Origin of the sequence: Anabaena sp. WFMT (genome assembly GCF_051781005.1) — a bacterium.
GTDB lineage: Bacteria > Cyanobacteriota > Cyanobacteriia > Cyanobacteriales > Nostocaceae > Anabaena.
Genome location: NZ_JBPWOA010000018.1, coordinates 1 through 22,587, shown reverse-complemented (window position 1 = coordinate 22,587; position 22,587 = coordinate 1). Strand labels below are relative to the sequence as shown.

At 38.1% G+C, this 22,587-nt stretch carries 20 protein-coding genes; 3 read left to right on the top strand and 17 right to left on the bottom strand.

Going from position 1 to position 22,587, the window contains the following annotated elements; translation table 11 throughout:
- Positions 1–94 precede the first annotated feature (94 nt).
- The 4 genes from ACSQ6I_RS10675 to ACSQ6I_RS10660 all read right to left on the bottom strand — a co-directional run bounded on the left by ACSQ6I_RS10675 (position 95) and on the right by ACSQ6I_RS10660 (position 7,494).
- The gene (locus tag ACSQ6I_RS10675) at positions 95–1,987 is read right to left on the bottom strand and encodes a response regulator (RefSeq protein ID WP_438890322.1); all 1,893 of its coding nucleotides are present in this window, start codon (positions 1,985–1,987) and stop codon (positions 95–97) included.
- Positions 1,980–2,450, bottom strand: a complete 471-nt coding sequence (locus ACSQ6I_RS10670) for a response regulator (protein ID WP_438890321.1) — start codon at positions 2,448–2,450, stop codon at positions 1,980–1,982. The genes ACSQ6I_RS10675 and ACSQ6I_RS10670 overlap by 8 nt, the downstream gene beginning before the upstream one ends.
- A gap of 130 nt (positions 2,451–2,580) precedes the next feature.
- On the bottom strand, positions 2,581–4,638 hold the full coding sequence (locus ACSQ6I_RS10665; protein ID WP_438890320.1) for a PAS domain-containing sensor histidine kinase: 2,058 nt from the start codon (positions 4,636–4,638) through the stop codon (positions 2,581–2,583).
- Between the two features lie 18 nt (positions 4,639–4,656).
- Positions 4,657–7,494, bottom strand: a complete 2,838-nt coding sequence (locus tag ACSQ6I_RS10660) for a hybrid sensor histidine kinase/response regulator (RefSeq protein ID WP_438890319.1) — start codon at positions 7,492–7,494, stop codon at positions 4,657–4,659.
- Positions 7,495–8,181: 687 nt separating this feature from the next.
- Between ACSQ6I_RS10660 and ACSQ6I_RS10655 the strand changes: the two genes are divergently transcribed.
- Together ACSQ6I_RS10655 and ACSQ6I_RS10650 are read left to right on the top strand one after the other, a co-directional pair.
- A complete protein-coding gene (locus ACSQ6I_RS10655; protein WP_438890318.1) occupies positions 8,182–8,652 on the top strand; it encodes a molybdenum cofactor biosynthesis protein MoaE in 471 nt (156 codons plus the stop codon).
- A gap of 214 nt (positions 8,653–8,866) precedes the next feature.
- Positions 8,867–9,196, top strand: a complete 330-nt coding sequence (locus tag ACSQ6I_RS10650) for a hypothetical protein (RefSeq protein ID WP_438890317.1) — start codon at positions 8,867–8,869, stop codon at positions 9,194–9,196.
- A 53-nt stretch (positions 9,197–9,249) separates the two neighbouring features.
- On the opposite strand, the gene ACSQ6I_RS10645 is transcribed toward ACSQ6I_RS10650, so the two are convergent.
- Positions 9,250–9,546, bottom strand: a complete 297-nt coding sequence (locus tag ACSQ6I_RS10645) for a DUF2103 domain-containing protein (protein ID WP_015215584.1) — start codon at positions 9,544–9,546, stop codon at positions 9,250–9,252.
- Positions 9,547–9,551: 5 nt separating this feature from the next.
- Entirely contained in the window at positions 9,552–9,875 is a 324-nt protein-coding gene (gene clpS / locus ACSQ6I_RS10640) for an ATP-dependent Clp protease adapter ClpS (RefSeq protein WP_015215585.1), read from the bottom strand.
- Between the two features lie 144 nt (positions 9,876–10,019).
- Between clpS and ACSQ6I_RS10635 the strand changes: the two genes are divergently transcribed.
- A complete protein-coding gene (locus ACSQ6I_RS10635) occupies positions 10,020–10,169 on the top strand; it encodes a hypothetical protein (protein WP_438890316.1) in 150 nt (49 codons plus the stop codon).
- A gap of 290 nt (positions 10,170–10,459) precedes the next feature.
- On the opposite strand, the gene ACSQ6I_RS10630 is transcribed toward ACSQ6I_RS10635, so the two are convergent.
- From ACSQ6I_RS10630 to ACSQ6I_RS10580, 11 genes are all read right to left on the bottom strand, one after another.
- The gene (locus ACSQ6I_RS10630; RefSeq protein ID WP_438890474.1) at positions 10,460–11,227 is read right to left on the bottom strand and encodes a sucrase ferredoxin; all 768 of its coding nucleotides are present in this window, start codon (positions 11,225–11,227) and stop codon (positions 10,460–10,462) included.
- A 27-nt stretch (positions 11,228–11,254) separates the two neighbouring features.
- A complete protein-coding gene (locus tag ACSQ6I_RS10625; protein ID WP_438890315.1) occupies positions 11,255–11,455 on the bottom strand; it encodes a hypothetical protein in 201 nt (66 codons plus the stop codon).
- A gap of 107 nt (positions 11,456–11,562) precedes the next feature.
- Positions 11,563–13,392, bottom strand: a complete 1,830-nt coding sequence (locus ACSQ6I_RS10620; RefSeq protein ID WP_438890314.1) for an ATP-binding cassette domain-containing protein — start codon at positions 13,390–13,392, stop codon at positions 11,563–11,565.
- Between the two features lie 185 nt (positions 13,393–13,577).
- Positions 13,578–15,332, bottom strand: coding sequence for an ABC transporter ATP-binding protein (locus ACSQ6I_RS10615; RefSeq protein WP_438890313.1), 1,755 nt, complete (start codon positions 15,330–15,332; stop codon positions 13,578–13,580).
- Positions 15,329–15,730, bottom strand: coding sequence for a DUF1636 family protein (locus ACSQ6I_RS10610; protein ID WP_438890312.1), 402 nt, complete (start codon positions 15,728–15,730; stop codon positions 15,329–15,331). Before ACSQ6I_RS10610 ends, ACSQ6I_RS10615 begins: the two co-directional genes overlap by 4 nt.
- An 11-nt stretch (positions 15,731–15,741) precedes the next feature.
- Positions 15,742–15,903 (bottom strand): hypothetical protein, encoded by a 162-nt coding sequence (locus tag ACSQ6I_RS10605; RefSeq protein ID WP_438890311.1) that lies wholly within the window; start codon positions 15,901–15,903, stop codon positions 15,742–15,744.
- 7 nt (positions 15,904–15,910) lie between these two features.
- Positions 15,911–16,912, bottom strand: a complete 1,002-nt coding sequence (locus tag ACSQ6I_RS10600; RefSeq protein ID WP_438890310.1) for an iron-siderophore ABC transporter substrate-binding protein — start codon at positions 16,910–16,912, stop codon at positions 15,911–15,913.
- A gap of 38 nt (positions 16,913–16,950) precedes the next feature.
- Positions 16,951–19,536, bottom strand: coding sequence for a TonB-dependent siderophore receptor (locus ACSQ6I_RS10595; RefSeq protein WP_438890309.1), 2,586 nt, complete (start codon positions 19,534–19,536; stop codon positions 16,951–16,953).
- 148 nt (positions 19,537–19,684) lie between these two features.
- Positions 19,685–20,665, bottom strand: a complete 981-nt coding sequence (locus ACSQ6I_RS10590) for a helix-turn-helix transcriptional regulator (protein ID WP_438890308.1) — start codon at positions 20,663–20,665, stop codon at positions 19,685–19,687.
- A 91-nt stretch (positions 20,666–20,756) separates the two neighbouring features.
- The gene (locus ACSQ6I_RS10585) at positions 20,757–21,554 is read right to left on the bottom strand and encodes an ABC transporter ATP-binding protein (protein ID WP_438890307.1); all 798 of its coding nucleotides are present in this window, start codon (positions 21,552–21,554) and stop codon (positions 20,757–20,759) included.
- A gap of 105 nt (positions 21,555–21,659) precedes the next feature.
- The coding region (locus tag ACSQ6I_RS10580) for a FecCD family ABC transporter permease (protein ID WP_438890306.1) at positions 21,660–22,587 on the bottom strand (928 nt) is incomplete at its 5' end.

The window sequence follows — 22,587 nt, the reverse complement described above, 5'->3', positions numbered from 1 at the left end:
TGTTTCACTCAGAATGACAAAATGATACCTTCTTAGATTTTTCAAACATCCTCTAAGAGTAGGAGTCAGTATTCGATACTCAGTACTAAATTGACTAATGACAACTTATAACGGTTTTAATGGTTTGTAATAATTGGTTTGCCGTGAAAGGTTTGTAGAGAAAAGCTTTGACACCCAAATTATAAGCTGCATTTACTTTATCGCTTGAGACTAGTCCGCTGACAGCAATAATTTCGACATCTGGATTAATTTTTTGCAGGGTACGAATGCTAGTTATTCCATCCATACATGGCATGACCATATCTATTAATACTAGGGATATTTCATCCCGATGTTCTACATATAAGGCTATTGCTTCAATACCATCGCGGGCTGTAATTACGTTATAAGTATAACTTTCTAGTGATTTTTTTGTAATGTCACGAATAGCAGCTTCGTCATCTACTACTAATATCAGTTCTCCATTACCTTGAGGAAAAAATATTTGTGGTGCTTCTATAGTTTCGGTTGTATCTTGTGCGGGTAAATAGACTTTAAATTGACTGCCTCTTTTGTCTTCGCTATTAACATTGATAAAACCACCATGACTTTTAACAATTCCTAATACTGTAGAAAGACCTAGTCCAGTTCCTTTACCGAATTCTTTAGTAGTAAAAAATGGTTCAAATATCCGGTCTATTATTGTTGGTTGAATACCAACTCCAGTATCAGTTACAGTGATGACAATATAAGGTTTAGCTTGAGCCTCAATGTGCATTTGGGCGTAATTTTCATCAATTAAGAGATTTTCAGCTGTGATTTTTAAAGTACCACCGTTGGGCATAGCATCACGGGCATTAACACATAAATTCATTAATACCTGGTGTAACTGAGTAGCATCACCAGAGACAGTCCAAAGATTTTGGGGAATTTGGGTGATAATTTCAATTGTTTTTGGAAATGTTTCTTTAATAATTTGCTGAATTTCAATTAGTAAGTGTTTTAATTGTAAAAGGGTGCGATCGCCATCTAACCCACGGGCAAATGACAATACTTGTTTAACTAAATTAGCTCCCCGTTTAGCATTGTTAATTAATATGGGAATTAGTCGTCGATAACGTTCATCTTGGACTTGAGCTTCTAATAGTTGTGCTGTCATGAGAATTGGTGCGAGGACGTTATTTAAGTCATGGGTAATACCACTCGCTAAAGTACCAATACTCTCTAATCTTTGAGCGCGTAAAAATTGCTGTTCTAATTGCTTTTTTTGAGTAATATCGGTGTTGACCACTAAAATAGATTGGGGGTTTTTACCGGATGCAGGTACTAATGTCCAACGGCTCTCAACAATAATTTCTTTACCACATTTTGTAATTTGCGCTAGTTCTCCTTTCCAAGAGCCATTTTTGATGATAGTTGTGAGTGCTTTTGATAATTGCGACAATTTTTTTTCTGGACACAGATGATGTATTTTTTTCTTTAGGGCTTCTTCTGTACTCCAACCATAGAGATGTTTAGCAGCTTGGTTCCAATATAAAATCCGGTCATTTAAATCACCTACAAAAATGGCATCGGTAGCGACATCAAGTAAAGCGGCTTGTTGGCGAATTTTTTGTTCTGTTTGTTTGCGTTCAATAGCGTAGCGAATGGAACGTTCTAATAAAGGTGCAGTTAATTGGCTTTTTTCTAGATAATCTACTGCTCCGGCTTTCATGGCTTCTAGGTCTATTTCCCGGTCGCCTTGACCTGTGAGTAAAATAAAGGGAGAGGTGGAACCATTGTCAATGGCTTCGCGTAACAGTTCTAGACCGTTATGCACTCCTAAACGATAGTCTACTAGATAGATGTCATGTTGGTGTTGAGCGATCGCTTTCCTGGCTACTTGATAACTATTCACCCATTCCAACTCACAGGCAGCTACCTGAAATTCACTGAACCAATCACGAGTTAAAATATAATCATCTTCATCATCATCAATTAATAATACTTTAATTGATCTGTCATTCATATTGTCTCTTAGTGCTTACTAGAGGCAGTTCTACAATTTCAAACCAGTATTTTCCTATAGTTTTCATGACTTCCACTAAGGATGTAAAGGTTTCTGGCTTAATAACAAAGGAATTTGCGCCCAATTCATAAGTATTATATATATCTTCCTCCGCCTTAGAACTTGTCAGAACTATCACCGGAATACGCCGTAATTTCGGGTCAATTTTAATTTCTTTTAGCACTTCAAGTCCGTGTTTTTTAGGCATATTTAAATCTAGTAAAATTAAACCTGGATCAGGTGCTTTGCTAATATCAGTATATATCCCACGGTGAAATAAATAATCCATTAACTCATCCCCATCTCTAACGATATATAGTTGGATGGGCAATCTGCTTTCTACCAAAGCATCATGAACTAATAGACTATCATCATCATCATCATCAGCCATTAAAATGGTGACAGTTGCTTGTCGGTCTTTCACTCTAAAATTTCTCCTTTGTACTAGTTATTAGTATTTAATAAGTATTTGCCATAACTGCCGTCCACATTTTTACAATTAACCCCATTTTTGGGTGTGCTAGTAATCCCTCTCTAGGAAGAAAAATTAAAAATTAAGAATTAATTGGTAATGTGACAATAAATATTGCTCCTGCTCCCGGCTGACTTTGTGCTGTGATAGTACCATGATGTCGTTCAGTAATTTTCCGGCAGATAGCTAAACCGATGCCAGTACCTTCGTATTCACTGCGACTATGCAGACGTTGAAAAACATTAAAAATGCGGTCAAGATATTTTTCTGCAAAACCAATTCCATTATCTTCAACAACAATTTGAAAATATGCAGTACCGAGAGCTAAATCATCAGGATGGTTGTTTAAAAATTGACCATATATTTTAATAATAGGTGGTTGATTTTGACGTTGAAACTTGAGAGCATTACCGATAAGATTTTGTAATAATTGCCGCATCTGTAAGGGATCGGCTTGAATAACAGGTAATTCACCTACCTCTATTTGTCCATCGGTTTGCTGAATGCGTACTTCTAAATCAGATAATACTTCTTGGGTAATTTGTGCTAAATTTACTGCTACAAATGGCTGCGCTCTAGTTGTCACCCGTGAAAGTGTCAATAAGTCTTCAATCAAAGTCTGCATTCTCAAGGCTGCATTTTGCATCCGTTCTAGATAATCACGTCCTTGTTCACTTAAAGAGTCACTACAGGTAATTTTTAAACGCTCACCAAAGGTCTTAATTTTACGTAGTGGTTCTTGTAAATCATGGGAAGCAATAAAGGCAAATTGTTGTAGTTCTTCATTAGAACGGGTGAGTTCTTGTCGCTGCTTAGTTTCTTGTTCTAAAATTAAGCTTTGTGCTAGTGCAATGCCAATTTGATCAGCAAGTTGTCGTAAAAGTCCAATTTCCCAATTAGTCCATTGACGGGTATGTAGACATTGATGGGCTATTAGCAGTCCCCAAAGTTGATTTTGGCGAAAAATGGGGACGACAAGATTAGCTTTAACGGCAAATTGTTGGAGAAATTCAATATGACAAGGTTGAAACTGTGCTTTTTCGATATTGCTAATAGCGCTAATTCGCCCTTGACTGTATTTTTGGATGTATCCTTCATCAAAACAAGGGTCAGTAATATTTTGTCCCAGGACAATGGGTAAACCAGGAACTACAGCTTCTTTAACTGCTAGGAAGGAAGCACTGCCATGTAATTGCAAGATTAATACCCGATCTGCTTGGAGTAATTTCTGCACTTCTGTGACGCTGGTTTGGAGAATTTCATCAATTTGTAAAGATTGACGAATTTTGAGGGTGATATTAGCGAATAATTGCGATCGCAAATTTTGCCTTTGTAATTCGGCTTGAACACGTTTGCGGTCGGTTATATCCATCATTGCCCCAATCATCCGCACTGGCTTACCTGTTTGGTCATGAACTACATAAACACGATCAAAAATGTAGGCATAAGTACCATCCTTACGCAAAAAGCGGTATTCATTCGACCAGAATTGTTTGCCACTATCAATCGCAGTCCGCGTATCAGCAGTAATTCTAGTTCTATCATCTGGATGTATTCGTTCACGCCACCAAATTGCATCCAAATCAATTTGTTCCGCTGTATAACCAAAAAGGGTTTGTACAGATTGATTCCACCACACTTTATTAGTCAGCAAATCCCAATCTCTCAACACATCATTAGTAGCCAGCGCCACTATTTGAAACCGTTCTTCACTTTGACGTAGTTGTTCTACTGCTAATTTACGTTGTGTAATATCTGTATCTACACCACATATTCGTACAGATACTCCCGATGAGTTTTGAGAAACTACCCCTTTACTAGCTAACCAGCGAATACTACCATCAGCTAAAACGACTCTAAATTCAATTTCAAATGCTCCTCCATTTGCAATAGCTTCTTGATAAATGTGTTTAACAAATTCACGATCTTGAATGTGAATACAGTCAAGAATAGCTTCATAACTGTGATTAAAATTGTCTTGATCTAAACCAAAAAGAACTTCCAGATTATCCGATCTAGTAATTTGATTGCTTTGAATATCGAAGTTCCAAATACTCATAGAAGCGGCATCTAGTGCCATTCTAATTTGTGCTTCCCACTGATACTCTTGCTCAGGTTTTTCTGGCGATTTATTAGTCATTTTAAATTTATATAACTGTTACTGACTCTTAAGTTGAGCTAGAGTTTTTAATAGTTCTTGTACTGTGAATGGTTTGGATAAAAAAACTATATTTTGATACGCATTTTCTAACAAAAAGTTTTCATTCATTCCTAGTCCACTAATAATAATTATTTTTAGTTGTGGATTAATATTTTGCAATTTGTAAATAGTGGTAGCTCCATCCATATTTGGCATCATCATATCAATAATTACAGTATTAATTTTATCTTTATTTTGCTTATATAAAGTTAAGGCTTTCTCTCCATCACCAGCAGTAATTACCTTGTAATTATAGTTTTCTAATGAAGTTTTGGTAATCTCCTGAATAGAAACTTCGTCATCTACCAGTAAAATCCATTCTCCATTGCCGATAGGCATTTCTATTTCTATTAAAGACTCGACAACTTCTGTATAAACCGCTGGCAAATATAATTTAAAGGCTGTACCTTTGCCAACAGAACTAGACACAGTAATGAAACCACCATGACCTTTAATAATGCCTATAACTGTTGATAAACCCAGTCCTGTACCTTTGCCAAATTCTTTAGTTGTGAAAAAAGGTTCAAATATTCTATCTAATATGCTACTGGAAATACCAGTTCCTGTATCACTAATCTTGATGACAATATAAGAACCAACTTTCGCGTCTAAATGCATTTGCACATAGGTTTTATCAATCCAAATATTCTCAGCAGTTATTGTTAACGTACCACCATTGGGCATGGCATCGCGAGCATTTAAGCATAAATTAATCAATACTTGGTCTAGTTGGGTAATATCACCACAAATTGGCGATAAATTTGGCTGAATTTCCGCATTAATTATGATTGATTTAGGAAATGTTTGTTCAACAATCTGCTGCATTTCTGAAATCAAATATTTAACTTGAATTACTGCACGTTGGTTGATGCCACCATAGGTATTACCTTGAATTCCCCTGGCGAAGGAAAGGACTTGTTTAACTAAATTAGCACCCCGTTTGGCATTATTTTCTATAATTGATAATATCTGCTGAGTTTCTTGATCATGATATTTATTTTTTAATAAATGTGCTGACATTAAAATGGGTGATAGTACATTGTTTAAATCATGAGCAATTCCACTAGCTAAAGTACCAATACTTTCCATTCGTTGAGCGCGTAAAAATTGGTGTTCTAACTGTTTTTTCTGAGTAATATCAGTGTCAATAACCAGGATGGAATTAGCTTGACTATATTCATCATGTACTAAAGTCCAGCAACTTTCGACTATGATTTCTGTACCAAATTTTGTCTTTTTATTTAACTCTCCTTGCCATAAACCATGCGCTAGGACGGTTTGATAAATTTTCTGTTGTTCTTCCACAGATTCATCAACCCAGATTTCATCAGTATTCTTGTCTATAACTTCTTCAGCTTTCCAAGCATATAATTTCTCAGCACTTTTATTCCATAGCAATATCTTATTTTCTAAATCTCTCACGACAATGGCATCGGTGGTAATATCGAGTAATGCAGCTTGTTCGCGGAGTTTTTGTTCTACTTGTTTACGGGCTGTAATATCTTCAAAGATGTACAAACGACCAAAATATTTAGCAGATGTATTCCGAATTTGAGTAGAAAAACGCCGGATAATGCGCCCATCATTAAAGCTAATTTCATCTTCAATTACAGAACGATTCGTTTCATCTTGTAGAGCTTGACATGATGCTGTGAAGCCAGCAATATCTGCTATTAATTGGAAACAATCAGGAAGAATATCTTGATTTTTTAATTTTTGCGCTTCCATGTGCTTTTTGAGATGTTCAATTTTCCAAATTTCACAGAAGCGATCATTAAAATAAAGGATGTCATCAGTACGATTGTCAACAACATAAAGTGCCAATGGTGAAACACTATTCATTGATCGCAAAAGTGCTTCTTGCCAACGCAATTCATTTTCTGCCTGCTTGCGTTCAGTAATATCTTCTACTATATAGGCGAATTGCTGACTACTACCATGATTTTTAGCGATCGCAGAAACTGTCGCTGATAACCAAGTTTGTCCTTGGGGAGTTTCGTAAGAATATTCAAACCTAACTGGTAACTGGGTAAGTTCTGCTTGACGATAGTAATTGATCCACTGGTTTAAATCCCTCTTCTCTGCACCCATTTCCCGCGCTAGACGATTTTGCATTGCTTCTGGGGTAAGTCCCAAAAATTTTGCCGTATTGGGATTATCAGAAATATGTAGAATGTCGTTATCAACTAATTCCACAATTCCCATCATCATTGGCGCACTCTCGAAAAAGCTGTGTAAGGTAGATTCACTTTGACGCAGTGCTAATTGTGCATCTTTATACTCTTCATTTATATGGGACAGTTCGGCTAAATTGCGCCTAATTTCTAATTGTCTAACTACAAGGCGACTAATAGATTCTAATCCTGCTAACTGTTGAGGAGTAATTTGACGTGGTATTTTATCCACTACGCACAAAGTTCCTATTACCTCACCTCCTGGGACAATTAAAGGTATGCCTGCATAAAACCTGACATATGGTTCTGAGGTAACAATATCTGCTGTGGCAAAATGTTCATCTGCCAATGTGTTAGGAATAACCAAAACCTTACCTTCTAGCACGCAAATTGGACAAAAACCTGCATCTCTAGGCATTTCCTGAATATCTAACCCTACCTTAGCCTTGAACCACTGACGATGGGCATCAATCAGATTAATCACAGCAATAGGTGTGTTGCAAATCTGCGCGGCTAACAATGCTAAATCGTCGAAAGGTTCTTCTGGTGAACTATCCAGAATTTTATACTGGTGAAGAGTCTTAAGTCTTGCTGCTTCATTGTTAGACACTGGGAATTTCATCAAATTTTTCCTACTATATTTTTAGAAAATGACTACGTAACCTCGTATGAATCTCTGTTTTAAACTCTTCATAAACAGGGAATCGGCAAATACGCCCTGCTTAAATTTTGGATTAAAGTATGATATGCCTCTCCTAATTGGTAGCCTTAATAGTAAATTTTCTCCTTTGTCAATTAAATTATTACTGTACTTCATCGGTTCATAAAGTTACTATTGAGGGATGTCTAATGTTCAGTAAACACATAAATTCATTGTTTGCCAATTATATATTAATCTTTCTAAGGGAGGATGACAGGAAAATAGAGTTTTTGTAGTAATTATTTGTAGTAATTAAATTGAAATTCAGGATATTTACTAATAGATTGGGAATATTTTTATGCAATTAAATCACTCCTTCAATAATAAAATCATGTAAAAATTTAATGAGCGGTGATATTAATTTACTCTTTTTGTTTAATGAAAATTCGCATTGGTAAGAGGTATAGCTTCTCTAAAACCCTGCCTATTCCTAAAACTCAGAGATATACAAGTTAAATATATATTCGCCATATATCCGCCTAGCAGACATTATATAATGTATGTAACAAAAGAAATACACTGTATTATATATTTATTGTGTGGAGTTCTCTTACAGGACTCAAGACTCAGCACTTACTATCAAGCTATCCACTGTTTCAGAACTTAGCCATGAAAACGAAACTTCCCATAAAACCTAAAGTCGAAGATAGCTTTGGTATTTCCTTTGCTCCATTATCTCTTGAGGAAATATACGATCAAGCTAACAACCCGGCTAATGGTGCAGTGGTGCTGATGAGTGGTATGGTTCGTAATCAAACCGATGGGAAACCTGTGGTGGCTTTAGAGTATCAAGCTTACGAACCGATGGCTTTGCAAGTATTTTATCAAATTGCAGCTGATATTCGTTGCCAATGGCCTGATGTAAATCGCGTTGTGATATGTCATCGCATTGGGCGGTTAAAAATCGGCGAAATCAGTGTTTTAGTAGCTGTGGGGTGTCCGCATCGAGGTGAGGCGTTTGCAGCTTGTCAGTATGCAATTGATACCCTTAAACATAATGCACCAATTTGGAAGAAAGAACATTGGCAAGATGGTTCTAGTTCCTGGGTAAGTATTGGTGCTTGTGAACAAGAATCTTGAAGTTTTTTTCTATATACAGCAGAATACAGTATTTTTCAGGTTCTAGATGATTCTGACTCCTGACTTCTGACTCCTGAATTCTGCTGTATATGTTGCAATTGTTTACAGATATTGCTATTAACTATTGCAGTTTGTAACTATTTTGAATAATCTCTGGGACTATGCCTTTAGACTAATTGACAATAGAAAAATCAAAATAGTGGGATAAAGGCAAATGCATTCGGTAAATCTATTTTGTCATGAATTTGTAGTTGCTGTTTCTTGTGTAGCTTGTATTCTTGGTCTATTGATGCTGTGGGATAATAATAAACAAAAAAAACAAAAAGATGAAGCCCAAGAAACAGAGGAAATCCTGTTAAGGATGAGCTTTGCTTACTGGCTAGTTTACTGTGTTGCTTTTGGAATTGAGAAAATAGTTTTACCGAATTGGGAAGGTTTAACAATGACCTTGAGAATCACTATAGCTTTGTCATATTTGTTAACTTTTTCTTGTATTCTTAGTTTGCCATTACATAAGTTTGCGGTACATCGTGTTGAGGAGTAGTCAAAAGTCGTAAAAGGAGCGTTTTTAGCTCCTCCGTTGATTAATCGTCGGATTCATGTAATTCTCATAGCGATCGCGATCGCACTTTCCAGTTGTTCCTGAAGCAAAGTTGTGAGGATAAATACCTCTTGAACCGTCTTACCCTGCCGTGCAATGACTTTATAACCCCCGCGAATGGGTACAGACACACGCAACTGCATTTTGGGACAATGACCTCTCACCCGTCCAATCACCGCAGGTGTGACTGTGTGAATGCCATCATGCCGACACAAACGTTCTAAAATTGGGATTAGTCCAGAAATGTGAGTAGAGTGATTCCAAACTAGTCTGCCATCCGTGGGTTTGTTCATGATGATTAAGCTGCTTCCAGGGGGGCCATAGTCAACCCAGCCCGTCGTAGCTGTTGGTGGTAAAGTTCCGCAGGTTCTTGAGGTCCTACCCAAACAATCGCCTGTCCTTCGTGATGTATCTGATTGGTAAGATCCCAAGCGCGATCGCTCGACATTCCCGGAATATACTTTAGCAAACACTCAGCCACGTGTTGAAAAGTATTAAAATCGTCATTCAACACAATCACTTTGTAATTCGGATAAGTTTTGCGAGTAACTTGATTAACCCGGTCAGGTGTTACAGTTGGTGCTGTAGCCATCCCATAAATCGCTGCAAGTCTTGTAACCATAGAAAAATGAGTCAAAAACGAGGTTTTACAAACTTCCACTCCAAATAACCAGTTTAATCCATTGTTGGGTTTGATCAGATATTCAACAATAATCTGCAAGACTGGTTATTGGTGAGTATTATCGAAACCTGGGAAAATAGACGTGTGTTCTCGTCGTACTTCTCCATTAAGCAAACGGTATCTTTACTCAATCAGATTGTTCAGAAACCGTTATATAGTCATCAATCAGAAGGCAGATTACTGCTTGCCAAGAAACGCCTTGATGAACAATTATATGCGATCGCCCAAAGGTAAAGAACGACTATCAACGATTTGCAACACCTTTCCTGTGTTTAGGTGTCAAAGTAATAGCGTGAATAACCGGAACAGACTGATCATAAAAATTCCAGCAAAAACCAGTGAAACTGACAATTAGCGGGTGCTGTTGGTTATGCAAACAAAAGTCGTTTTGCAGATGCTTTTCGTAAGCAATTTGGTATAAACTCTAAATCTTATGATTTTGATTTGTTAATAAAAACTTAATTTCTTCAGCAAGAGACAGCTATTTGCTATCAGTTCTCCCTAAAAATCCGATCCAATTTTTATTATGCCAATTTCACTAGACTACTGACGTGATACTGCTTTACTTCCTCTAAAGTTGGGTTTTCTCCTGATTTCCAAGCTGTCATAACTGAACCTTTCATCTCCACCTTGGCTTGATATGCACTTCTAATATTTCCATCGGCTGTGGTGTAATCAATGCGAACATCAGCCCATTCTTGATTAATTTCATCACTTGCTAAAACTTGACCGGCTTTGTGATATTCCAGCCATTTCCAATCTTCCTGCATCCAAATTTCTCGTTCGGCAATTTGTTCAAAGAAGGATAAGCCACCCCAGCCTCGATAGTATGGATACAGTTCTTTAACTGAACCATTACGTCGGACTAATAAATCTAAAATTTCGGGTTTTAAATGACCCCAATATTGTCCTTGGGGTAAGTCAACTAAGGTAGGTGCAAATTCGTGTCCACCAAAATGACTACATCGCCAAAAACGTAAGTTACTGTCAGTTGCAGCAGCGTATTCAGAACGTAATTTTTTATAAATCGGATAACCAAATCTACTACAAGCCACATCCACATTCCCGTGGTTGCAAACGAGTATTTCTCGAATGTGATTTGTTTGTTGGCGATATTGGCTAAAGTTTGGTAATTCTTCTGGATTTTTGACTAAAGCTAATGCCAAAGAACCCACTAAACCATGAGGTACGATAAACTCATGTTTCTCAAATTGGGCAAAAAACTTTGCTGGTCGGCGATAGTAGAATACACGAGTATAATCGGGATGGGAGTATTCTTTGTCTGGTGCGATCGCAAGTTGTCGAATTGCCCCACCACTTTACCAAGCAAATTTTAATGCGTCTAATACACCTTGTGGCATGGGGTCAGGTTCAATCCAAATATTAATTGGCCAAGGTTGTGCAGCTTCGATAATTAAGTATTGTTCTAATGTTACAGCTGAACCAATGGGGTCTTCACCGTTAGCTTGGGAAATCTCGGAACAAAAACGACAATTATTGTGAGTTTTGTTGGTTGACATATTGATGATTACTTCACTAAATATTTATACAAGTCATCAATTGAGATTACAGTATTTTGGAGGCGATCGCCCTTTGGGAAAAAGTTTGTGATTTACTAAAATTGGTACTAAAAAATCCAATCGGCTTGCTCATCAGCTAAAATCTCCTTAAACTTGCCTTGCGCGACAACTCTCCCTGCTTTCATGACAATAATCTGGTCAGCGCGACGCAACACAGAAGGACGATGAGAAACAACAAGACAGGTTGGTATCCAACTATTTTCTTCCTGTTCTGTGCTATTAACAAATATCCGCGACCATAAAGCCAATTCTGTCTCCACATCCAAGGCGCTGGAAAGGTCATCAAACACCATTAATTCCGGTTGACGAACAAACATCCGAGCGGCTGCTACTCGTTGCATTTGTCCACCAGAAAGCCGCACACCTTTAGAACCAACTAAAGTTTCTAAACTTTCATTCATCGTTGCTAAATCTTGCTCAAATACAGCCATGTTTAAAGCTGTGGCGATATCTTGATCATCTTTAGATAATCCTAATAAAATATTTTCCCGCAGGGTATAACTAAAAAGTTGGGGAATTTGAGGAGTATAAGCACTGCGAGGGGGAACAAAGAAAGTAGCGGGGTTTTCCACAATATTTCCATTCCAGTAAATTTCCCCGCTTTGTATAGGTAATAATCCTAATAACAAACGCAGTAATGTAGTTTTACCAGAACCAATTTGACCAGTAATTACAGTCAAACTACCGCGCTGAATTTCAAAGCTAATATCTGTAATTCCTTGGTTTGTACCAGGATAAATATAAGTGAGATGAGAAACTTTCAAAGATTGAAAATGATCTTTTTTATTCCGCAAAGGTTGTTCTATTGTGGGTAAATCTTTTTGAGAACAATTCAAGTCATTTAGATAAAGTTGATTGGGCGCTACTAATGTATCAGCCGATGCACCAGATAGTAAACTAGCCATCCGATCAAAAGACACTTCTGTGTGTTTAGACAATGCCATAAAACTACCGAAAGAAGTAAAAAAGCCAGTCACAAATGAGATGTTATAAACAAATAAAGCAAAGTCACCTACTGTTAACTGATTAACCCCACTCTGCATTAGTTGAGAAGCGAGGAGCAAAATTATTCCTGTTCCCAAATTCACCATATTTTGAAAGGAAGATTTGAGAATAGCGTTAAACAGACTATCCTTAATAATGGTTTGGCGACGTTGGTCATTTAAAGTGCGAAAATAATCTAATACATTTTTTTCTGCACCAGCTACCTTAATCGCTTGAACTGAACCAAATATTTCGCCTAAAATTCCTGTAACTTTTTCGGTGGCTTGGCGGCTGGCTTTTCTATACTTTTTAATCAGAGTTTCGGCTCGTTGAATAATTACTACCATTGCTGCTAAAGGCAGAAATACAAACAACGTCATCTGTACGTTGATACTTAATAAAGTCACTAAACAAAGAATGGCAAATATTCCTTCTCCTGAGAGTTCTGATATCCATGCCACGTTGTCTTCTATTTGTTGGGCATCATCACGAAAATAGCTAATAATTTCTCCCTGAGATACAGTTGTTTCTGACTCTTTAGTAACAACCATTGGCTGTGCTGTAGGATTTTTAAATAGGCGGTCTAATAAATTATGTCGCAGTAATGACCGCATGAGAAAACGGTGCTGGGTTTTGGTAACTCTCCCCGCAAATATAATTACAATATGTCCTAAGTTCAGGGCTAGTAATAATGCAATTAAAGCTAGAGGTGATAATCCTAATTGTTCCTTATTTGTTAAACTATTGAAAAATTCCCGGATGATTAATCCTGGTAGGGCGGGTAAACCTGTAATTAAAATCCAGTAGATGCTATCAAGGATATATAGTTTTGGTTTGTAGCAAATCAGTTGCCATATTAATTCCCAGTGTTTGCGCTTTTTTGTTGTTACCATGATAATTAATAGTTTGAAATTTGTAGAACTTCACCCAAGCCCTCTTTTTAGTAAAGAGAGGGAGCAGGAATCTTTGACTTTAATAATAAATTGTCTTAGGTTAATATAGCGGTTATCGGTTGAGTGAGGTACAGCAAGAAAGAATTAAACGCAGATAATTTTGTGTTTCTGTAGAGTAAGAAAGGCTATAAATCAGTTAAACCAGTTTTTAATAATTGGGTAAAACGTGAGTGAGGATTTTTAATTAATTCTTCACGTTGACCATATTCACTAATTCGACCTTGTTCTAAAATTAAGATTTGATTTGCTTTTTGTAGGGTGGCTAAACGATGGGCAATAATTATGCCTGTACGTCCAGTTAGTAATTTATCAACGGCTTTTTCAATCAGTTTTTCGGTAATAGGGTCAAGGCGTGAGGAGGCTTCATCTAATATCACTAAACCTGGATTTTTGAGAAATACGCGAGTAAAGGCTAGTAACTGCGCTTGTCCTGCTGATAAGCCGCTACTATCTGGCCCCAAATTTGTGTCTAAGCCTTGGGGTAATGAATGCAACCATTGCGATAGTCCTAATATTTCTAAGGTTTCATAGATGCGTTCGTCGCTAATTTCTTGGTTAAAAAAGGTGAGATTATTTCGTACTGTGGTTTGAAAGAGTTGTACATCTTGGGTGACTAAGCCGATTTTTTGGGGTAAATCTGTTGAGTAAGTTTGGTTAATTGGTACGCCGCCTAAGTGAATTGAGCCTGATTTGGGGTCATATAATCTCAGTAATAAACGCGCTAGGGAAGATTTACCGCTACCTGTCCGCCCTAATAAACCTAATACTTGTCCAGCAGGTAAATTAAAGGATATGTCTTCCAGTACCAAATCCCCTTCTCCTGTTTTCCGGTCATTGTAGCTAAAGGAAAGATGATCAAAGGTTACGGAAAGTGCGCCTTGAGGAAGTCTTTGTTCGCCTCCTGGACTGAGTTGGGATTTTACTTGTAGTAAGTCTTGAATGCGGTAAATGCTGGCTTCTGCTTGTTGGAGTTCTTCAAATTGGTTGCGAATTTGCTCGATGGGTTCGCTGAGTAAGTTGGTGTAGTAATATAGTAAATATACTGTGCCGATGGTAATAATATTTTGATTCCAAAGGTAAGCACCGACGCTTAAAGCGATCGCAGTTCCTAATGTAAAAATACCGTTGGTTGTACCCCAAAGAATTGTACTGGCAAAGCGGGCTTTGTGATAGATGGGTAGCCAGCTTTGCAAAATTTTGTGGAAGCGTTGCATGACATAGCTTTTAGCACCATTAGCCCGCACGTCTTCCATGCCGGCGAGTTGTTCACCTACGAAACCAAAAAAATCAGCACTAATTTGGCGATAAGTTCTCCAATAGGGAACGGCTATGGAACGCAGACGGATTAGTGTTCCTAATGCTGTGAGGCTAAAAAATGCGATCGCTATCCCAGCACGCCAATCTTCGGCAAATAGCACTACAATCACACCCAACATGAGTAGCAAATTGCCTAAGATGTAAATGGTGAATTTGGAGAAAAATTGCGAAAGTGTGTGAACATCACCGTCTACTCTCTCTAGTAATTCACCGGGTGTGGAGAATTTATGAAAGGATAAATCTAGTTGCAAACAATGTTCAACTAAGTCAGCACGTAAGGCGTTGGTGGCTCTCCAGGCGACGTTTTCACCGTAGTAGGTAGCAGCAATTGTGATTAGTTGAGTAACTAAAGCTACACCAATAAAGAGGAGGGCGGATATGAGTAAGTTTTGTCCTGAACCGCCAGCTACGGCTGTATCAATGAAATAGCGAAGAATTTGGGGATTGACTAATTGTAGTCCGATGCTGGCGAGGAGTGCGATCGCAAATTTGAAAACCCTTCCTTTTTGGGGTTTGAGATATTCTACAAGTAAATTCCAGTATTGCTGTAGTCCGATTTTCATAAAGCTTTAGCCACGATCTCCTCAGGTGTAGGAGGGATTCGTACCAGCAGATGCGATCGCAAAGTTCCAGGTAATTTGGGTGGTAAAACATATCCATCTTTGCTTTCTTGGTAAAGCTGGCTGAATTGGAACAAATCAGGTATGCTGTCCTGTGTCAAATCAACAAAATGGTATGTATATTTTTGCGGACAAACAAAGCTGACAGCACAAGAATATTTTTTAACGCAACTCCACAAACATCCTACAGGCTCTATATTGAGAGTGCTGTCAGCGTAATTATTTTTTTGCACTTCCAGCAATTTCAATAATAGTTGATTTCCTTCGGCGCGTTCGTCTGCTTCTTCGTGAGATAGAACAGCACTACAAGATGTACAAACAAATAAGGTATGAACTGTCATAATCTGGTAGGTTATAATAAAGTATTTAAACCATCAATTGGCAGAGTTTTGGGCGAATATAATTCACTTCTACGCAAACCAAATCCAGATGGTGCGTGGACTAATGAAAAGCTAGGGATTCCAAACCCACGCAGGTGGGTTTTGTCTGTGTAGCCGCGATTTCCAATCGCCATCTGTTTCTCAAGGTGTGTTAATTAGGTACTTAAATAAGTCATCAATAATCGCATTTGCCGCTAACATACCACTTCCAATCCAGTAACTTGGAACTAAATAAACTTTATTTTCTCGCACAGCTTTTAAATTTTTCCACAGAGGACTTAATTTAAGTTGCTCTAATTTTTTTTGGGCTGTTTGAGTTCCTTTGGTGTTATTTTCATAAGTCCAAATAAATATCACATCACCATCAGCTTGTTCGATTAATTCATTACCAATGGACATTTGAATCGGATTATTAAATAACTTCTTAGCTGCTGATGCTGTGAAATTTTGAGATTCTGGACGAGATAATCCGGCATCTTGCAAAATAGTTCCGCAGAAAGAATCAAGTAGATAAAGGTTGATTTTATTAGGATAAACTCGCACTACAGAAACTTTGAGTTTTGACAACTTATTGCCCATTTTCTGCTTAAATTCTGCGAGACGACGATAATAATTTTCCATTACCTTTTGACCAACTTCTTTCTTACCTAACGCCACACTAGTATTTGTAAATACCTCTTTCCATTGACCACTGTGTCCAAATTTCAACAAAACTGTGGGAGCAATTTTTGAAGTAATAGGATAAATATCTTTTTGATATTCAGAACCCACAATCAAATCTGGTTTGAGTGCGAGAATACTTTCTAAGCTAGGTTCACCAATTGTCCCGATGTTTTTTACTCCTGTCAGCTTATCTTGCCAATGTGATGAAAAATCGGAGATCACAGCACCAAGAGGTTTAATTCCTAGTGCGATCGCATTTTCAGCATCATCTAAAGTCACAAGTCGCTCAAACTTTTCTGGAATACAGGTAATTCCCGCAGCGTGTTCCATCTGACGACAATCTGCATTTGTACTTTGATAATTAACAGGTAGAGAACCATCACGGTGACAAGCTACAGCTAGGAGTAGAGTACAAAATAGTACGATCCCAAATCGCCACCAGCGAGTCAAGCTTTTGCTTTTTATATAACTGTCATTCATGATGGAATCTCATACTTAAAACCTGATTTTCGTTAAAATTAGAATGTCACGGAAAAACTACCAATCACCGTTAATGGTGCGCCTGGTTCTATGGTGACTCTACCAAAATTTGCTCCTTGAAAATATTTTTCATTCAACAGATTTTGGATGTTAATTCCAGCCCGCCAATTATCCCGTTGATAGTAGATGGCTGCATCTGTTCTCAAATAGCTAGGGATGATATAGGTATTATCGGTATCACCTTGGCGATCGCCTACATAAAATAACCCTAGACCAAAACCTAAACCTTGCAAACTACCGCGCTGCAATTGGTAAGTTGTCCACAAACTAGCTGTATTAAATGGGACGTTAGGTGGTTGATTACCAGCTAAACCATCATTACTTTCGGTAATTTCAGCATCAATGTAAGAATAAGATGCGATGACATTCCAACCAGGTTGAATTTGTCCCGCAACGTTGAATTCAAGACCTTGGTTGCGTTGTTTCCCTATCGGAATACTGAAGTCTGGATTAGCAGGATCAGTTGTAGCAATATTTAATTTTGTAATGTTATAAGCTGCCAAAGTAGCAGCTAATCTGCCATCCAAAAATTCACTTTTTACACCAACTTCATATTGAGTTCCCCGTTCAGGTTCTAGAACTGAACCATCAACTCTTGTACCAAAGTTCGGTTGAAAGGATTGGCTGTAACTAGCATAAAGAGAAATAGGTTGAATGGGTTGATAAACAATACCCAGTCTTGGAGTGATAGCTGTATCATACTGACTAGATTCACTGTCATTCAAGAAATTTCTGCTTTTTTGGTCTACAATATCCAACCTTCCACCCACAAGGAATTTTAAGTTATCTGCCAAGGCTATTTGGTCTTGCAAGAAAATGCCTAAACTATCGCTTGTATTTTGGTTATTACGAACCACGTTGGTTAATGCTTCTAAACCAGGTCTGGGTATGGCATTATAAACGGGATTGAATACATCAATACTTGGTGTAAGTCCTCCTGGTAATCGCTTTTGAGTCCCGCCTGATGTGTCTCTAGCTAAGTCAACACCAAATAAGAGAGTATGATTAATTGAACCTGTAGTAAACTTACCAACTACATCAGTTTGTAAGGTATAAGTTTCTCCATAGTCATCATTGGATCTAAAGTTCCGTGACAGAATACCTGTCGTTTCATTGAAGCTCACAGGTTCAGCACGATAATCAAAATCATCTGAACTCTGATATCGGAAAGCATTGCGGATTTTCCAGTTATCGTTAAAATTATGCTCTAAGCGATAGCTAAAACCTATTTCTTCAACTTTCCTCACATCATCTGGTTCGCCTAAAATCCGCTTTAAAGGAATGTCAAGAATACCATTACCAAAAGCTAAAAATCCCCGGTCAAATGGACGCTCATCGTTGAGATAGTCGAATTGAAACGTTACGTTAGTTGCTTGTCCAATTTCCCATTTTAAAGTGGGTGAAATAAAGAATCGTTGAATATTTTGATTAAAATCACGGAATCCTTCTGAAGATTCATAAACAGAATTTAGCCTATATAACAGAGTTTTATCAGAGTTTATTGGCCCGGAAATATCAATACTAGGGCGAAATGTGGAGAAACTACCCACCGAAAATTCAGCATTATAGTAGGGATCTCTTAGAGGCTGCTTTGTAACTAAGTTAATTACACCTCCAGGCTCAACACCACCATATAAAACTGAAGCTGGCCCTTTGAGAACTTCTATCCGTTCAACGTTTGCAGTTTCTCTAATACCACCTCGTCCATCTTTGAACCCATCAACCAAAATACCGCCACCAAAAAATCCCCGAATCCCCAGTTGGTCTATTCCTCCACCAAATCCACCATCTTGAATTACACCCCCAACATTCAGCAGCGCATCTCTTAAACGAGTAACTCTTTGATCTCTAATCACTTCTTCTGGAACTACTTGAATAGTCTGAGGAATATCTCGGATGAGAGTATCAGTTCTAGTTCCAGTGGAAGCATTGGGTACACGATATCTATTTTGCTCACCTGTGACTACCAGTTCAATAGGTTCATCACTCTGTGCAGATGGTTCTTCTGGTTGGGTTTCACTGCTGGGTTGTGGTTCTGGTGGAGTTGGTTCTGTTTGTGGTGTTGGAGTATTTGTCACACTTGGTACAACTCCAAAAACCAAACCCGCATCATCATCAAACAATTCAACTTGTGGCGCACCCGTTTCACCTGTTACCGTTATACGAATAGTATTTGCATCTAAATTGGTAACTGTAATTTCACTAATTCCTACATTCGGTTTTTCTTGACGGAATGTATTACCACTAGGTAAGCGTAATTGACTATTGGGAATGTCAATAATATAGCTATTACCCTCACTCTTATTTGTGAGTTGCAGTTGATCTGATTGATTAGTTTCTAAAATTACCTCTATCCCTTTGTCCGTTGTTTGGGATTTGACACCTGTGATTTGAATGAGGGACTGAGCCAGCCATTGCTTAATATTGGTAGCAGGTTTTTCTATATCACTTAATTGAGAAATTTTAGAGATTGGTTTTTGGCTATCTTCAGCGAAAACAGGTAAATTTACGCACACTAAAGCCAAACCTGTCATCCAAGCTAGTTTTTGCAATTGATTTAACATCACTCTACACACCACAGAAGTAAGGAACTGGGAGACTGGCAACTGTGATAATAAATCTCAGTACCAATCTAAACTCATGTATTTAATTAATAATTACTAGCAATAAGATTACAGGAAAGTTCTGGAGTACGGGTGAATACTATGATCACTAGCCGGAGTTTTTTAATTTTTGTCGTTTTTCGTTGAGATAAATTCCCGGATTTACGCCAAATTTGCGGCGGAAGGAGGCGGCGAAATAGCCTCTATTGGCGAATCCTACAGCTTTCGCTGTTTCAGTTACAGTTAGTTTACCCGCTGCTAACATTTGGCGCGATCGCTCCATGCGACAATCATGAAGGTAGCCAAACACTGTTGTCTCAAAGACCTGCTTAAATCCAACTTTCAGCTTATTGTCATTAATTCCCACCATCCGCGCCAACTCCATCAACGAAGGTGGCTGATCCAACCGCGTCAATAAAATTTCACTGGCGTAATGGATGCGCTCAATGTCCTCTGCATTTAAAATTTTGCTAGTTGTCTCTATTGTTTGAGTTTCCAGGAATTGTTCGACCTGAAGCGCCATCAATTCCCAAACTTTGCTTTCCAGATACACCCGCTTTGTGTTTCCCTGATACGGACAGCCTAACAGTTGTTGTAGTGCCATTTGCATTGCAGAAGTAGTCTTTCCGTGATGCTCATAATATTTTTGATCTGATTTACGAATTAATGGTTGCAAATTTGTCGGTAGTTCTCCCTTATGGCCAAACCACTGACAAAATAACTCAGGTTCTATATGAACACTCACCCAAGCAGTCGGTTGAACTGGTGAATGTTCTAAACTTCCCCCTGGTGCTAAACCGCTACCAAAAAAGCCATAAGTTCCAGTCTTTAAACCGGAAAGCTCAAAAGTGTACTCAATCAGATGTTCTCTATCAGAGGATCTTGTAATTATCTCATCATGCAATTGATAATTGGCGATATTTAAATCTAATCCTGTTCGTAAATCAATATACCGACTGTAACCGTTTCCCAATCTCACAGGATATTGATAAGTTACATCAAATTCATCAGCAGAATTAGGTGTGAGTTGATTCTCCTCACTTTCATAGACGAGTTCCCAGTAAGCAGATTGAGAGAGGGTGAGAGTCATAGGATGATTGGGTGCTGGCAATATTGCAATAGCTTGTGGTTAATTGTCAGTAATTGGTGACTTTACCCAAATAATGAACAGAGTTATTTTATTAGTTAATTCCTTTACCTTTACGTCCTATGGGTACACACATGGGTGTTCCCACAACCGGGTCAGCAACAACACGACAATCTAATCCAAAAACCTCTTTTACCATTTCCTCAGTCATGACTTCTTGTGGTTCTCCAGCAGTAAAAATCCTGCCTTCTTTGACAGCAACTAAATAATCAGCATAACGACAAGCTTGATTTAAATCATGCAACACCATCACAATAGTTCTACCCTGAAATTGATTTAATTCATACAACAAATCTAAAACTTCTATTTGGTGTGCTAAATCTAAAAAAGTAGTCGGTTCATCTAATAGTAAAATATCCGTATCTTGAGCTAATGCCATAGCAATCCAAGCACGTTGTTTTTGTCCACCAGATAAAGTGTCTAATGCGCGTTCAGATAAGTTGAGTAAATCTGTAATTTCTAATGCCTGTTGAACAATTTTTTCATCTTTCTGGGACCATTGCTGCAACCAATTTTGATAAGGATAACGTCCTTGGGCTACTAAATCTCTGACTGTTAAACCTTCTGGTGCAACTGGACTTTGGGGTAAAATTCCCAATTGCTGGGCTACTTCTTTTGTGGAAAGTTGAAAAATAGATTCTCCATCAAGATATACAGCACCACCACGAGGTTTAAGCAATCTAGCCAAACCTCTTAATAAAGTAGATTTTCCGCAACCATTAGCACCAACTAAAGCAGTAATTTTCCCCGCAGGAATCGCTAAATTTAGATCCCAGATAATGGTTGCACCATCATAAGCCAAAGATAAACTTTTCGTTGATAAACCTTTCATAACAATTTTAGATTTTAGATTTTAGATTTTAGATTTGTAATTAATAATTATTTTTCTCCCCCTCTCCTCCTGCTCTCTTCACTGTCACCTGTCACCTGTTCCCTGTCACCTATTTTTCCGATTACGAATTAACAAATACAGAAAATAAGGAGCGCCCACGGCAGCAGTAACGACTCCACAGGGAATTTCAATAGGTGCAAATAGAGTTCTTCCTAATAAGTCCGCAACCACAACAATCATTCCTCCTAACAGTGCGGAAGTGGGAATCAAACCTTGATGATTTGTACCTACTAACTGTCTTCCTAAATGGGGCGCAATTAAACCGACAAAACCAATCATTCCCGCAGTGGCTACTGATGCACCAGCTAAGGCTACTGCTACTAATAGTAGTAAACTACGCTGCCATTCCACACGACTACCTAAACTTCTAGCAACATCATCTCCTAAATTTAAGGCGTTCAAATGTCTGGCTAATGTCAACGCCATTGGTACAAAAATAATTAACCAAGGTAAAAATGAAAAGACTTGTTCCCAAGTGCGACCGTAAACACTACCAGCTAACCACACCAAAGCATCACTAACGCTGTAAATGTCACCGAAGGTAATCATTAAACTGGTGAAGGCACTAGCGATCGCAGATAAACCCACACCCATTAAAATTAATAAAATCGGTGAACTCCCATTATTCCAAGCCAGCCAGTAAATTAAAGTAGCCATTAACAAAGCACCAACAAAGGCTGATAAAGGCAAAATATAAACTGGTGCAGAGGGAAATAAGACAATAACTGTAACTGCGGCTAAACTTGCCCCAGAATTGATGCCAATAATACCAGGATCAGCTAAGGGATTGCGTGTTAAACCTTGGAAGATAGTTCCAGAAATAGCCAGCGCCACTCCCACCATAAAAGCGACAAGGGTACGAGGTAGACGCAGGGAATTAATCACGAAGAGATGGTCAGGATTTCCCGTATCGACACCCAATATAGTTTTAATAATATCTAGGGGAGAGATAGGATATTCACCCCTGCCCACA